Source organism: Streptomyces roseofulvus, from assembly GCF_039534915.1.
Taxonomy (GTDB): Bacteria; Actinomycetota; Actinomycetes; order Streptomycetales; family Streptomycetaceae; genus Streptomyces; species Streptomyces roseofulvus.
Genome location: NZ_BAAAWE010000001.1, coordinates 8,009,751 through 8,022,937 on the forward strand (window position 1 = coordinate 8,009,751; position 13,187 = coordinate 8,022,937).

Annotated in this window: 12 protein-coding genes; 6 read left to right on the forward strand and 6 right to left on the reverse strand. The window is 75.5% G+C overall.

Going from position 1 to position 13,187, the window contains the following annotated elements:
* Positions 1-352: 352 nt before the first annotated feature.
* Positions 353-985, forward strand: a complete 633-nt coding sequence (locus tag ABFY03_RS36995) for a sigma-70 family RNA polymerase sigma factor (protein ID WP_346172109.1) — start codon at positions 353-355, stop codon at positions 983-985.
* A 153-nt stretch (positions 986-1,138) separates the two neighbouring features.
* Here ABFY03_RS36995 and ABFY03_RS37000 read toward each other — a convergent pair whose 3' ends face one another.
* Together ABFY03_RS37000 and ABFY03_RS37005 are read right to left on the reverse strand one after the other, a co-directional pair.
* Positions 1,139-2,188, reverse strand: coding sequence for a MerR family transcriptional regulator (locus ABFY03_RS37000; RefSeq protein ID WP_346172110.1), 1,050 nt, complete (start codon positions 2,186-2,188; stop codon positions 1,139-1,141).
* Between the two features lie 46 nt (positions 2,189-2,234).
* Entirely contained in the window at positions 2,235-2,669 is a 435-nt protein-coding gene (locus ABFY03_RS37005; protein WP_346172111.1) for an SRPBCC family protein, read from the reverse strand.
* A gap of 437 nt (positions 2,670-3,106) precedes the next feature.
* Here ABFY03_RS37005 and ABFY03_RS37010 point away from each other — a divergent pair, with 437 nt between their 5' ends.
* On the forward strand, positions 3,107-3,286 hold the full coding sequence (locus ABFY03_RS37010) for a DUF6480 family protein (protein WP_319012895.1): 180 nt from the start codon (positions 3,107-3,109) through the stop codon (positions 3,284-3,286).
* Between the two features lie 39 nt (positions 3,287-3,325).
* On the opposite strand, the gene ABFY03_RS37015 is transcribed toward ABFY03_RS37010, so the two are convergent.
* Positions 3,326-4,708: a glycosyltransferase gene (locus ABFY03_RS37015; protein ID WP_346172112.1), complete on the reverse strand. Its 1,383-nt coding sequence runs from the start codon at positions 4,706-4,708 to the stop codon at positions 3,326-3,328.
* A 299-nt stretch (positions 4,709-5,007) separates the two neighbouring features.
* Between ABFY03_RS37015 and ABFY03_RS37020 the strand changes: the two genes are divergently transcribed.
* A complete protein-coding gene (locus tag ABFY03_RS37020; RefSeq protein ID WP_346172113.1) occupies positions 5,008-7,155 on the forward strand; it encodes a glycosyltransferase in 2,148 nt (715 codons plus the stop codon).
* A 96-nt stretch (positions 7,156-7,251) separates the two neighbouring features.
* Here ABFY03_RS37020 and ABFY03_RS37025 read toward each other — a convergent pair whose 3' ends face one another.
* On the reverse strand, positions 7,252-8,763 hold the full coding sequence (locus tag ABFY03_RS37025; protein WP_346172114.1) for a cryptochrome/photolyase family protein: 1,512 nt from the start codon (positions 8,761-8,763) through the stop codon (positions 7,252-7,254).
* Between the two features lie 302 nt (positions 8,764-9,065).
* Between ABFY03_RS37025 and ABFY03_RS37030 the strand changes: the two genes are divergently transcribed.
* Both ABFY03_RS37030 and ABFY03_RS37035 read left to right on the forward strand, forming a co-directional pair.
* Positions 9,066-9,650: a DUF4383 domain-containing protein gene (locus tag ABFY03_RS37030; protein ID WP_319012899.1), complete on the forward strand. Its 585-nt coding sequence runs from the start codon at positions 9,066-9,068 to the stop codon at positions 9,648-9,650.
* Positions 9,647-10,363, forward strand: coding sequence for an SDR family NAD(P)-dependent oxidoreductase (locus ABFY03_RS37035; protein WP_319012900.1), 717 nt, complete (start codon positions 9,647-9,649; stop codon positions 10,361-10,363). Before ABFY03_RS37030 ends, ABFY03_RS37035 begins: the two co-directional genes overlap by 4 nt.
* Before the next feature lie 25 nt (positions 10,364-10,388).
* Here ABFY03_RS37035 and ABFY03_RS37040 read toward each other — a convergent pair whose 3' ends face one another.
* Both ABFY03_RS37040 and ABFY03_RS37045 read right to left on the reverse strand, forming a co-directional pair.
* Positions 10,389-11,525 carry a ferrochelatase gene (locus ABFY03_RS37040; RefSeq protein WP_346172115.1) on the reverse strand — a complete coding sequence of 379 codons (1,137 nt, stop codon included), beginning with the start codon at positions 11,523-11,525 and terminating at the stop codon, positions 10,389-10,391.
* 253 nt (positions 11,526-11,778) lie between these two features.
* Positions 11,779-12,060 carry a DUF6479 family protein gene (locus ABFY03_RS37045; protein ID WP_319008016.1) on the reverse strand — a complete coding sequence of 94 codons (282 nt, stop codon included), beginning with the start codon at positions 12,058-12,060 and terminating at the stop codon, positions 11,779-11,781.
* Positions 12,061-12,659: 599 nt separating this feature from the next.
* Here ABFY03_RS37045 and ABFY03_RS37050 point away from each other — a divergent pair.
* Complete coding sequence (locus ABFY03_RS37050) at positions 12,660-12,893, forward strand: hypothetical protein (RefSeq protein WP_346172116.1); 234 nt, start codon at positions 12,660-12,662, stop codon at positions 12,891-12,893.
* The last annotated feature ends 294 nt before the right edge of the window (positions 12,894-13,187 follow it).

Sequence of the window (13,187 nt, forward strand, 5' to 3'; positions counted from 1 at the left end):
GGGTGTCCGTCGCCCGGGCGGCGCATGGCTGGGCTCCGTCCACCGGGTTCTTCTGCCGTGGGACGCCCGGCGGATGCGGACGTCGTCGTCCGCTCGGCGGCGGCACGGCCCGCGCCCCGACCGCGAGCCCGTCGCGCAGGTACCGGTGCACCGGACGACGAGCCGGCGCGTGGGTGGCGACGCCGCGCTTCCACCTTCAGGTCACTTCGATGCGGAAACGATGCAAGTTGTCGCAGCGGGCGCGCCGGGCGGACCGTGAGGGAGCACGGGGCCGCTGAGGCCCCGGCGCCGGCGCCCACGCGACACGCACACCCAGTGGGCACCTGCGCCACCATCCGGAGGAGGAAGCGCCATGACCCCGCACCCGACGACCGGAGCCCCCGCCCCCGCCGCGGCCGACGCGACACCCGTCGCCGTTCTCGCCCCCGACGCCGCCACGGTCACCGACGAGGGGATCGCCCGCGGTCTGGTCGGCGGCGACGAGCACTGCCTGGCCATGGCCTACCAGCGCTGGGGCCGCCTGGTCCACACTCTGGCGGCCCGCGCCCTCGGCGACGCCCGGGAGGCGGAGGACGTCACCCAGCAGGTCTTCGTCGCCGCCTGGCGCGGCCGGGCGAACTTCCGCCCCGATCGCGGCACGCTGCCCGCGTGGCTCACCGGAATCACCCGGCGCAAGATCGCCGACGCCCTCGCGGCCCGCACCCGCCGCACCGAGCTCGCGGCGGCCCTGGGCGGCTCCCTGGAGCACGAGAACCGGGCCGACGACGGGCCCGAGCGGATCCTCGACCGGTTGGTCGTCACCGAGGAGCTGTCCCGGCTCCCCCGCGTGCAGCGCGACATCCTGGAACTCGCGTACTTCGCCGATCTGACCCAGACGCAGATCGCCGACCGCACCGGTATGCCGCTGGGCACGGTCAAGAGCCACGCCCGCCGCGGCCTCCTGCGCATGCGCCACAGCCTCGAACTCGCGGGCGCCGGCCGCTGAGGGCGAGGGGCCGGCGGCCACGGCCCGGCGGCGGCGAGCGCCGACCCCGCCGCTCGGGACGGCCGAGGGACTCCAGAAGCCCGCCGGCCGGGCGCGGCACGGGCGGGCGGCCCACGGCACCGCACGACGCGCGCCCGGGGGACGCAGTGGTGCTCAGTCTCCGCCGCCCTCCGGCGCCTCCGCCTCCCCGGCCCGTTCCCCGTACAGCCGGGAGACGACGCCGAGCGCCTCGCGCAGGCCGGCGGGGCGCACCATCCCCGGGTCGGGCGTCCGGCCGAGCCAGCCGGGGCCCGCGAGGAGGACCAGGGCAGCGGTGCGTGCGCCCTGCACCCCGAACGCCGTCCCGGCGACGTGCCGGGCCAGCGCGTGGTTCGCGGTGGAGCGGGCCTGGGACCACAGGACGACGGCGGCCGGGCCGGAGCGCCGTACCGCCGCGTCCAGAGCCTCGGCGGGAACCGCCGCACCGAACATCCGGGTCGGCAGGGACCGTTCGGCCAGCCCGGCGGCGAGCGCCTCCAGCGGCAGTGTGTGCTGCTCCGAGGGGACGCACGCCAGCAGAACCGGCGGGGTCGGGGACGCCGGCGCTGTCCCGGTGACGGCGGCCTGCCGCAGTGCGGTGGAGATGTGCCAGGAGAGCAGGTGCTCGACCTCGACGTAGCGGTCGCCGGACGATTCCCACTTGCGGCCCACGGCGTGCAGGGTCGGGGCCATGATCTCCTCCCAGGCGGTCACGAGCCCGTGCTCCGCGAGCGCCGCCCGCAGCAGCGTCTCCATGGCCGGCCCGTCGAGGCGTACGGCGGCACGGGCGAGGCCACGGCACTCCCGGCGCACGTGGCCCAGCGGCAGGCCGCCCCCGCCCGCCGGGCGCCGCGGCGTCTCCGGCTCCGCCGCCTCCGCGAGAGGTACGGCGGGCACAACGGGTACGGCGGGCACGACGGGTGCGCCCGCCCCGCCGCCCTCCATCGATGCCCGCACCTCACGGGCGGCCCGCGCCGCCTCGGCGGGCGGGACGCCCGAGGCCGTCAGACGGCACATCTCCTCCAGCATCGCGACGTCCGCGGGGCTCCAGCGCCGGTGCTGTCCGTCCCCGCGCACGGCGGGGCCGATTCCGTACCGCCGTTCCCAGGACCGCACGGTGGTGGGGGAGACGCCCAGACGGCGGGCGACAGCGCCCGTGGTGATGCCGCGGACGGTGTCGTGCATGGTCACCACCCCACGAAGCGGAAGCGAGGGGAGCCCGGCGGCGCGGTCACGGACGCCACGCGGCGGCGGCCGCCGGCAGGCGGGCGACCACGCCGTCGGCCAGTCCCTCGAATTCCCCGCGCAAGAAGGGCGCGGCCAGCCGGGCGAAGCCCTTGAAGGCCAGCGACGCCGAGTAGGTCAGCCGCGTCGACGTCCCCTCTTCGGCGAACCGGAGGTCGTCCCGCGCGGTCACCGTCCGGTTCTCCCCGACGAAAACGAGCCGCGCGGGCTCCCGTACGACAAGCTCGTACCGCAGCTCGGTCGTACGGCCCCGAAAACGCGACGTGTTCCGCCACCGCGCGCCCGGCCGCACCGGCCCGTCGTCGAGCCGTACGCAGCTGAGGGTGCCGGGGTCCCATTCCTCGGTCCGGGCGAAGTCCTCCAGATAGGCCACGACCTCGGCCAAAGGACGCCGCACCACCATCACCCGCTCCACGCTCACCACCGCAACGGCCCTCCTCCCGTCCCCGCCGGGGCACGTGACGGCCCCGGTCGTCAGGGATTCCGACCGCCGGGCCCGATCGGATGCGCCGACGGCGTGCGGAGCGGCCACCCCTCACCGACCGGCCGGGGCCCCGGCGGTGGAGACGGCCCGCCGGGGCAGGGGCAGTGGACGGGCAAGGCGGTACGCGACCCGCGCGGCGAGCGGGGAGCGGCCGCGGACGTCCGCACGGGGCAGCGCGGGCATGGCCGCGCGATCCGGGCGAAGCGCAGGCAACCGGTGGACGGGCGGTACGGGCACGATGACGAACGGTGCCGTGCGGGCACGATGAAGCGCCCGGTATCGATGCACCATCGACGCGTCTGGCGGTCGAGGCGACGGCGGGGGACGGTGGAGAACCCGGCGGCGTCCCGCCGCCGCACCTCCAGGGAGCGATCATGAGCGTGCCGTTCGTACCTCCTGAGGAAACCCCGCCCGCCGAGGGCTCCACCTCCTCGGCGCACCCCGAACGCGCTGACGGCGGCATCTGGGAGCACCCGATGATCTGGGTCTCCGTCATCCTCGTCGGCGCCCTCCTCGTCGGGCTCCTCTTCCTCTTCCGGGTCCTCGGCCTCTGATCCGTCCGCCGGGACGCGTCCCGGCGGACGCGGAGCCGGTCACACCCGAACCGGGCCCACCGAGGCCATGGTCCGGGCCAACCGCCGCGCCATCCAGTCCGGGCCCCGGCGCCGCACCTCGGGCGTCCATACGGGCAGACCGGGCGGCGCCTCCGCCAGCAGCTCCCGCAGCGCCTCTCCGGCCGCGCGCGGAGTCAGCCGGGACGGGTCGAGGCAGAGCGCGAGGCCCGCCCTCTCCGCGTCGTGAGCGATGCAGAACTGGTCGCTGGAGAACGGCAGGACCAGAGCCGGCGTCCCGGAGACGACGCACTCCGTGAAGGAGTTGTTCCCGCCGTGGTGGACCATCGCGTCGGCCTGCGCCAGCAGCCAGCGCTGCGGCACGACGTCCGCGATGTGCACGTCCGGCCCCGCCAGCGGAGACAGGGCGCCCGCCCGGTCGCCCGCGGCGACCACCACCGCGGCGTCGGGGACGTGGGAGCGGATCCCGCGCACGACGACGGCCAGCACGTCGTCGCGGGCCGAGAGGAAGGTGCCCAGGGCGACGAGCACCAACCGGCGGCGGACCGTCCGGAGCCGGCGCACCACTTCCTCCCACGCCCCACCGGGGCTCGGCTCCGCGGGCGGCGAGCAGTGCCCTCCGTAGAAGAACTCCGCTGTCCCCCGAGGACGTTCCGGCAGCCACGGGAAAGGCGGGTAGCCGAACACCACCGCGTGCGGCGACGCCAGCGCGAAGGCGCGCCCGGGCGCCGGAGCGGCCGGCGCGTGAGCACGCGCGACCTCGCCGAACCGCGCGGTGAACGCCTCCTCGGCCGCCTCCGCCGCGCGCCGCAGCGCGGCCAGATCCTGCTCGCCGGGACGGACCGCACGGGGCCACGCGTGGGGTACGCCGAACAAGGCCTCGGGCGCGTGCGGCACATAGGTCGGGTGTCCGGGGCAGTACGTGGCGTACGGAAGGCCGAGACAGTGCAGCGCCAGCGTCACCGGGTAGCTCAGCTGGTCGACCACGTACCAGTCGGGCGACAGACGGGCGTGCAGCTCCCGCAGCCGCGACAGAACGGCCGACGGGTCCCCGAGCAGGTCCTCGCCACGGTGCAGCGCCTGGGTGAGCAGCGCCGCGACGGCTCCGCTCCGGGTGGAGGCGAGGAACTCCTCCAGCCGCTCCGCCTCCCGGGCCCCCTGGCGGGTGCTCCGGGCGACACCGGTGTTCGCGTTCCGCGTGACGGTCAGCGGCACGAACCGCACCCCCGCTGCCTCCGCGAGCGGGGCGAAGGACGGCGCCGTCGCCAGGTGCACCTCGCAGCCCGCCCGGGCGAGCGCCCCCGCCAGCACGGACAGCGGCTGGGCGTGGGAGAGGAAGGGAGGAGCGACCACCACGACGCGTGGCCGGCGGGTTCCGGTGACACCGGGACGCGAGCGCTTCATGCCCGGGGTTTCCCCCGCCCGCCGTCCGACGGATGCGCGCGTGCACGGCACCGGGACCGCTTGCACGGGCGCGAGGTGGCCGGGGGACCGTCCGCCGGGCGCGCGAGGTGCGGGGTCCGTCCGCCGCGGGCGGGGCGGTCGCGGGGACCGCCTGCCGCGCGCGAGGAGGCCGACGGGACCGCCTGCCGCCCGCGAGGCCGCTGCCCGATGCCTGCCCCCCCCGGCCGTCGAAGGCCCGTGCATCCACGCCCCCGGCCCCCGGCGAACAACTCCTCGCCGCCTGTCGTCGAGGAGTTCCGATGCAACGCCCCGATTCCGCCGTGTCCGTCGACCCCGCCCCCTGGGGCCGCCCTTCCGGAAGGCCCGATCCGTTCGCGGCGGCCAGGGCCGCCTACTGGAGGCGCGCGCACCGTCCCTCCCCTGGGCGCCGTTCCGCCGCGCCGAACCTCTTCGCCGAACTCGTCCGGGCCGAGTACCGACCCGACGGCGCACCGGCAGACCGGCCCGCCGCCGCGACCTCCGGGGACCTCGCCCTGGCCGGGCTGCGCCGCCGCGTACGGGCGGGCCGGACACCGCCTCCCGAGACGTGCGTACGGCTCCTCGCCGACGGCGACCACACCCGCGCGGCCGTCTTCGACGCGTGGCCGGAGGCCGTCCGGCGCCACGGGACGGAGCGCGCCGCGGCCGCCGTGCGGCGCGGCCTCCAGGGCGCCCGCCGCCCCCATCTCGTCGCGACCCTGCTCGATCTCGCCGCGGCGGAGTCCCTCGTCCCGCTCGCGCGGCCCGAGCTGCTCCGGCTGGCCCGCGCGCCCGAACGGACGGTACGCCACGCGGCCTGGCGTCTTCTCGCCGCGCACGACGGCTCTCTCCTGCCGCCCCGCGCCGCCGTCACGCCCGGAACCCGCCCCGCGGACGCCTATGAGCGCCTGCTCCGCGAGGCCCTGCGGGCCCCGGCTCCCCCCGCCGCCCCGGAGAGCGCGGAGCTCCGGCCCGGGACGCTCATCGCCCAGTCCATGCTCCTGGGGCACCTGGACCGGCCCGGTGAGGGGCTCAGCGGCGGCCTCGGCGTCCTGCTGGGAGCCCTCGGCGACGCGCTCGCACGGACCGACGGCGTCGCGGGCGTCCTCACCCTGGTCACGGCCTGCGTTCCCGAACTGGAGGCCGACCCGGTCCTCCTGCGCCGGCGGGGCCCGCGGCACTGGGTGCTCAGGCTCCCCGTCGACAGCCCGCGGCAGGTCCGGCCCGAGGAACTGGGGCGACACCGCGAGGCGCTGGCCTGGTGGGCGACCCGACTCCTCGGCTCACTCGGCAGGCCCGTCGACGTGCTCCACGTCCGCTACGCCGACGACGGCTCGCTCGCCCTCGCCGAAGCGGCCCGCCGGTCGGGCGCTGCCGTGGTCTTCACCGCCGCGCCCGACCCGCACCGCCAGATGACGGAGCGGCATGCCGCGCCCGGCAGCGACGCGAACGCCCTCCGGCACGACCTGCACCGGGTGTTCGTCGCGGACCGGCTGGTCGACCGTGCCGACCGCGTCGTGGGCATCGCGGGCCCCGGAAGAGGAGCGGACGAGCTGCTCCACCACTTCCCGCAGCTGGCCGGCAGGGCCGGAGGAGCCCCCGACGCCCCGCCGGAGGGAATCCCGCCGTACCGCCTTCCGGCGGACGCCGGTCGGCGGATCGACTCCCTGCTCGCGGCCGTCGGCGCCGGCCTCGGCGCCGCGGCCGGACCGGGCCGGTCGCGCACGCCCACGGTGCTGCTCACCGTCGGGCGCCTGCACCCCGTCAAACAGCAGGACGTCCTGGTCCGCGCCTGGGCCGAGTCGGGGGCCTTCCGGGAATCGGTCCTCGTCTGCGTGGGCGGCAGTCCCTCGGACGCCGATCCTGTCGAAAACGCGATGCGCGCACGCGTCGAACAGGCCGTCGCCGCCTTCCCCGAGGCGGCGGAACGCCTGCTGCTCCTGCCGGCTCTCGCCAACGCCGAGGTACGCACCCTGGAGCGTCGACTCGCCGACCCCGCGAACGGGTTCCACGCCCGGTACGTGTGCCCGAGCGCCAAGGAGGAGTTCGGGCTGGCCGTGCTCGAAGCCATGGAGGCCGGACTCCTCGTCGCCGCTCCCGTACGCGGCGGCGTCCCGCACTACCTGGTCGACGGCCGCAACGGCCTGCTGATCGACACCTCCTGTGCCCGGACGCTCGGCGAGGGGCTGCTCCGGCTCCTCCGGGTCGACGAAGGCGCTGCGGCCGCGATGGCGCGCAGCGCGCAGGGTCTCGTCCGCTCCACCTACTCCTCGAACGCCATGGCGCGGGCCCTGGCCCGCCACTACACGGCCGTGGCGCCCCGCACCGCTACGGGCCGGAAAGCCGCCGCGCCGCCACGTGGAGGACCCTTCCGCCGACCGGTCGCTCCGGAGGACAGGACCCGCACCGGCGGGAGGACACGAGCCTGACGGCTCTTCGGCAGTGAGGGGCCCGGCGCGGGAGGACGCCGACCCGGGCCGGGGTGCTCCCGCGGCCGGCGGCGCGACGCCGGTCAACCCTTCGTGTCACGGCGGCGCGTCACCCCGGAGGCGCTCCCGTTCCCGCTCCTGCTCCAGGAGTTCGGGCAGGTCCCGCAGCCGGTCCAGACCCCGCACCGCCCGGGTCATGCGGGCGTTGCGGCCGAGGCGGTCCCGGTGCCGGTGGAGGAAGGCCCAGTACCCGGCGGTGAACGGACAGGCGTCCTCGCCGACCCGCCTGTCCGGACGGTAGCGGCAGGGACCGCACAGATCGCTCATGCGGTCGATGTACGAACCGCCGGAGGTGTACGGCTTCGTCGTCATCCTGCCGCCGTCGGCGTACTGGGACATGCCGACCACGTTGGGCAGCATCACCCAGTCGTACCCGTCGACGAAGCAGCGGTGGAACCAGTCCGTGACGGCCGCGGGATCCCAGCCGCGCTGGAGGGCGTGACCGCCGAGGACCATGAGGCGCGGGATGTGGTGGGTCCACCCCGTGTCCCGGACCTGGCGCAGCGCCGTCGCCACGCATCGGGCCGACACGGCGTCCGCGTCGAGCTCGTCCCACCAGCGGGGCAGGGCGCCGGTGTGGCCGAGCACGTTCGACCTCCTGTACTCCTCGCCGAAGTACCAGTAGAGGTGCCAGACGTATTCGCGCCAGCCGGCGATCTGGCGGACGAACCCCTCGACCGAGTGGAGCGGCGCCCCGCCCTCCCGCCAGACGGCCTCTGCCTCTTCCACGCACTCGGCCGGATCGAGCAGCCCGAGGTTCAGGGACGAGGACAGCAGGCTGTGGCTCATGGTGCCGTCCGCGGCGAGCATGGCGTCCTCGTGCGCGCCGAACCCCGCCAGCCGGTGGCTCAGGAATCGCCGCAGCGCGGCCAGGGCCTCCCGGCGGTCGGCCGGGAACGCCCGCGGACCGTCGCGGCCGACGAAGGAGACGTCCCCGTCCCTCTCCCAGCGGTCCAGGTCGCGCCTCACCTCGTCGTCGACGGAGTCCTCCCGCGGGCGGTACGGCGCGGGCGCACCGAGCGACGACACCCCCCGCGGCGGCGGCCTGCGGTTCTCGTGGTCGAGGTTCCAGGTGCCGCCCGCCGGATCGCCGCCGTCCATGAGGAGGTCGTGGTCGCGGCGGACATGCCGGTAGAAGGCCTCCAAGCGGAGCGTGCGCTGTCCGCCGGCCCAGTCGGCGAAGGACTCCGGGCCGACCAGGAACCCGCGCGGCGGCAGCACGGTGACGTTGTCGAGGGAACGTACGAGGCGCAGAGCCGCCCGTGAGGTCGGGTGATGGACCGTCACCCGCCCGCGGCCGACGGCGCGCCGGAGCCCTTCCCGGTAGGTGTCCGCCCGCACGTACGTGACCCGGTCACCGAGCTCGGCGGCGCGGTGCCGCATCGCCGAGAGGATCAGGTGGGCCTTGGCCCGGTGGAAGCGGCGGCGGCGGAAGACGGCCCGCGATTCGATCATCACGACACGTGCGTCGCGGGCGGGACCGCCGTCTCCCGCCCTGAGGAAGGCGGGCCCGAGCTGATCGCCGAAGAGCCAGTGCGTGTCCGTCATGCCGCATCCGTTCCCGTGCGCGGTGCTCCGCGGCACCGTCCGTACACCTCCGCACCTGTTCGCCCCGCGGACACCCGTCGGATGCGGCGGCCGGCGGTGCGGACGGCGCCGTTCCGCGCGGGTCCGCCAGGCGGGGGAGAGGGCACCGGCGGCGCATCCGGACCGGGGCGGGTCGAGAAAAACGTGCTGAAGCACCACGAAAGGTGCCCCAGAAGGCGTCGGTCCGCCCGCGATCCGCCCCCCCCCGGCGGGAACCGGGGGGACACCGGAAGCAGCGGGGGACCAGAAGCAAGGGGAACGCTGTGCGACTCAAGGACGAACTGCCCGTGGACCACCATCTGGCCACGGTGTACCGCTGGGGTGCGGCCCTCTGCGGGTGCATCCTGCTCGTGTTCGGGTGCCTCGGCTTCGCCGACGCGCTCAGCCCCTTCGACACCTCCGGCGACCGGATCGCGGGGATGACCACCAACACCGCCCTGAGCGCGATCTCGGTCGTCGTGGGGCTCGTCCTGCTGGCGGGCGCCGCCGTGGGAGGGAACGCCGCCTCGACCCTGAACCTGACGGTCGGGAGCCTGTTCCTGATCAGCGGGTTCTACCACCTTTTCGTGCTGGACCGGCCGGCCAACTTCCTCGACTTCGGCATGACCAACGTGATGTTCAGTTTCGTCATGGGGCTGCTGGTTCTCACGTTCGGGATGTACGGACGGGTCTCCAGCAAGCTGCCCCACGACAACCCGTACTGGCGTCGGCGTCACCCGCGCGAGGCCGCCGCGGAGTCGCTCGCACGGCGCCGGGCCGCCGGCGTCCTGACGCGCGGCGGGCAGGCGACGCCGCCGGCGCTCCCCGGCACGTCCTCGCCGGCGGTTCCGGAAGATCCGCCGCGGTGAGCGACGCTCGGCGAAAGGAGCCCCGACTCCCCGACGACGGCGTGGGGATCACCGGAGCGCGGGTGCTCGTCGTGGGGGCGACGGGGGAGATCGGGGGCCTCGCGGCGCGGTCGCTCCACCGGCGGGGAGCGGCGGTGGCCCTCGCCGGCCGGGACGCGCGGCGACTCGCCGAGCGGTCGCGGCGCTCGGGCGCGTGCCCCCACCGCGTCTTCGACGCCTACGACCTCGACGGCTGCGAGGGACTGGCGGCGTGGGCCGTCCGTTCCCTCGGAGGGCTGGACCGTGTCGTCGTGGCCGTCGGCGTGGCGGGCTTCGGGAGCGCCGAACACGTCGGGGAGGCCGCCGCCGAGCACCTGATGACCGTGAACGCCCTCGCACCCATGGCCGTCGTCCGCGGCGCCCTTCCCCTCCTCGAAGCGGGCGGGGCGGTCGCGGTCGTGACCGGAGCGGTGGTCGACGCGCCGCCGCGGGGCATGGCCGACTACGCGGCCGCCAAGGCGGCGCTCGCCGTCTGGCTGGGGGTGGTGGGCCGGGAGCAGCGCGCCAGGGGCGTCCGTGTCCTCGACGTACGGATGCCTCATCTGGAGGGCGGGTTCGCCGCCCGCGCCGTGACCGGGAGCCCGCCCGCGTTGCCTCCCGGCGCCGACCCGGTGGCGACCGTCGAGCGCCTCCTGGTCGCTCCCCTCGCCGGCGCCGCGGGCCGGGAGCGGTGAACGCTCCCGGCGGAGGCACGGTCGGTCAGCGGGCGCTCGCCCAGGGGCTGTCGGCTCCGGCGGCGGCGGGGCGCTCGGCGCGGGCCGGGCAGCAGCCGATCGGGCAGAGGTCGTGGGAGGGGCCGAGGGCGCCCAGGAAGCACCGCTGCGCGTGCGTGCCGCGCTCGGCGGCGGCCCGTTCCAGGACCAGGTCGCGGATGGCGGCGGCGAACCGCGGGTCGGCGCCGACGGTGGCGGACCGGCGGACGGGCAGGCCGAGCTCGGCGGCCTTGGCGGTGGCCTCGGTGTCGAGGTCGTAGAGGACCTCCATGTGGTCGGAGACGAAGCCGATCGGCACCATGACGGCGGCGGGGGCGCCGGCCGCGCTCAGCTCCTCCAGGTGGTCGCAGATGTCCGGTTCGAGCCAGGGGATGTGGGGGGCGCCGCTGCGGGACTGGTAGACGAGCTTCCAGGGGTGGTCGGCGCCGGTCCGCTCGCGCACCGCGTCGGCGATGACCCGGGCGACGTCGAGGTGCTGTGCGACGTAGGCGCCGCCGGGGCCGTGGTCGGGGACGGGGCCGGAGGTGTCGGCGGCGGAGTCCGGGATGGAGTGGGTGGTGAAGGCGAGGTGGGCGCCGGACCGGACGGGCTCGTCGAGGTCGGCGAGGGAGGCGAGGACGCCTTCCACCATGGGTTCCACGAAGCCGGGGTGGTTGAAGTAGTGGCGGAGTTTGTCGACCCGGGGCAGGGGCAGGCCCTCCGCCTCCAGCGCGGCGAGCGCGTCGGCGAGGTTCTCGCGGTACTGGTGGCAGCCGGAGTAGGAGGCGTACGCGCTGGTGGTGAGGACGGCGATGTGGCGGCGTCCGTCGTGGACCATCTCGCGGAGGGTGTCGGTGAGGTAGGGGGCCCAGTTCCGGTTGCCCCAGTAGACCGGCAGGCCGAGGCCGGCCTCGGCGAAGTCGGTCCGCAGCGCGTCGAGCAGGGCGCGGTTCTGGCCGTTGATCGGGCTGACGCCGCCGAAGAGGAAGTAGTGCTGCCCCACCTCCTTGAGCCGCTCCTTGGGGATGCCGCGGCCGCGCGTCACGTTCTCCAGGAACGGGACCACGTCGTCCGGGCCCTCGGGGCCGCCGAAGGAGAGCAGCAGCAGGGCGTCGTACGGGGCGGGATCGTGCCGATCGGACATGGGGCGCATCCTCGTGGTGGGGCGGACGGATCAGTCCCGTACTTCCGTCTCCGGCCCGTTCCGGATGCGCTTCGCCCCGAACGGGTCAGGTGGTCGTCCGCGGATGTCCCCGTGCCACAGCGTGCATCCGGCAGGACGTTCGGTTCGGAGCCCTGTGACCCGACATCTTCGAGGACCCCTCGGCAGGGGGCCGGTCCCCGACAGCCGTCGGGCCGCCGCTCGCGCGACGGCCCGACGCGACGGGAGCCCCGCCTCAGTCCTCGGCGGCGGCGACGGGCTCCGTGCGCCCCCACAGCTGGTAGGGGCTGAGCCGCTGCGTGCGGTCGAGACGGGGAACGGCCACGGCGCGCCGGAACTCAGAGATCTCTCCCGGCAGACGGTCGGTCGCGGGGCGACGGGGCTGTTCGTGCGGCAGGGGCGGGGCCGTGGTTTCCCGCTGCATACGGAAGCCGAGGACGAACCCGGCCAGGAGCACGGCGACGACGATCAGTCCGATGAGGATGTGCATGGTGACCTCCGGGGAGGGGCGGACCATCACTCCCTACTACGCCGTCACCGCGGCCCCCGGATGCACGGACCCGCCGCACCCCACACGACCGGCAGCTGCCGGCGGGCGCCCAGGCGCCTCCGGGGTGCCGCGCCGTGCCGTCACCGCGGTGACGGCACGACCAGCTTGTTCTGGTACCCGCCCTCGTCCCGGGGATAGGTGACCGTGGTTCCGTCACGCCTCCCCACGACCAGGCGGTCTCCTTCCCGTACGTCGGCGAGGGCGGCGAGCCCTCCGAGACCGCGGCCGGTGGCGTCAGCGCGGCGGCGGTGCACAGAGCGACAGCCGCACCGGTGGTACGAGAGGTGATGGCAGGTGCCTTGTCTCGTGGTCGGAAAAGCCTCGACCGTGTCTTGGTGGGTTGTCCGTCCGCACCCGTGCCGCGGTTTTGCGAGGGGCCGGAGCATTTCGCCTTGCCGTGACACATACGCCCATACAACTCAAGTCCTTCCTTTTCGCATCCGGTCGCGAGCGCGCGAACGAAATCCCCGTTGTGACGTCGACCGGCCTCGCAACGGTCGCGCCGCCCGTCCCGGCAGGGGCGAGGTCTCGCCCCCGCCCCCCCGCTCTCACCGGAAGGTCACTCAATGATCATCAAGAAGCTTCACGACACCGGAGTCCGCAGTGAGCACGCGTATCTGGCCGCGGTCGGTTCGATCGGACTGTCGCTCGCCACGTGGCTGACCTCCAGCAGGCGCGAGAACCTGGAACGGGCCGACCGCTGGGGGATCTTCGTGGGGGAATGGGCGCCCACGTTCTTCGCTCTCGGTCTCGCCCTTGCGAACTACGAGCGCGACGAGACGGGGCAGTCCGGTCTCTGAGCCCCTGACGCAGGGCGGCGGCGGCGTGCCCCCAGCGGGGACGCAGCGCACGGCGTCGCCGCCGCTCCGCCGCTCGCACTCGAAGCGAACCCCCGTCCGGTCCCGGCCGGTTGGCACTCGGCAGGGCGCCGTGACCCGCTCGGGGAGGGGGCACCTCTCCGCTGCCGCCTCGCCCGAGGGGCCGCCCCGGTTCGGCGTCACGGAGGGCGAGCCCCGGCCGCGGCGGGTACCCGCCCCGGAACCACCGCCACCGAGCGCGGCCGACCGCCGTCGCGGCCGACGCCTGTCCTGACC

Bases quoted from the DNA above. Each gene is read 5' to 3' on its own strand.
- ABFY03_RS37045 (WP_319008016.1), bottom strand. From the start codon at position 12,060: ATGGTCCGCCCCTCCCCGGAGGTCACCATGCACATCCTCATCGGACTG.
- ABFY03_RS37000 (WP_346172110.1), bottom strand. From the start codon at position 2,188: ATGCACGACACCGTCCGCGGCATCACCACGGGCGCTGTCGCCCGCCGT.
- ABFY03_RS37050 (WP_346172116.1), top strand. From the start codon at position 12,660: ATGATCATCAAGAAGCTTCACGACACCGGAGTCCGCAGTGAGCACGCG.
- ABFY03_RS37015 (WP_346172112.1), bottom strand. From the start codon at position 4,708: ATGAAGCGCTCGCGTCCCGGTGTCACCGGAACCCGCCGGCCACGCGTC.
- ABFY03_RS37020 (WP_346172113.1), top strand. From the start codon at position 5,008: ATGCAACGCCCCGATTCCGCCGTGTCCGTCGACCCCGCCCCCTGGGGC.
- ABFY03_RS37010 (WP_319012895.1), top strand. From the start codon at position 3,107: ATGAGCGTGCCGTTCGTACCTCCTGAGGAAACCCCGCCCGCCGAGGGC.
- ABFY03_RS37040 (WP_346172115.1), bottom strand. From the start codon at position 11,525: ATGTCCGATCGGCACGATCCCGCCCCGTACGACGCCCTGCTGCTGCTC.
- ABFY03_RS37025 (WP_346172114.1), bottom strand. From the start codon at position 8,763: ATGACGGACACGCACTGGCTCTTCGGCGATCAGCTCGGGCCCGCCTTC.
- ABFY03_RS36995 (WP_346172109.1), top strand. From the start codon at position 353: ATGACCCCGCACCCGACGACCGGAGCCCCCGCCCCCGCCGCGGCCGAC.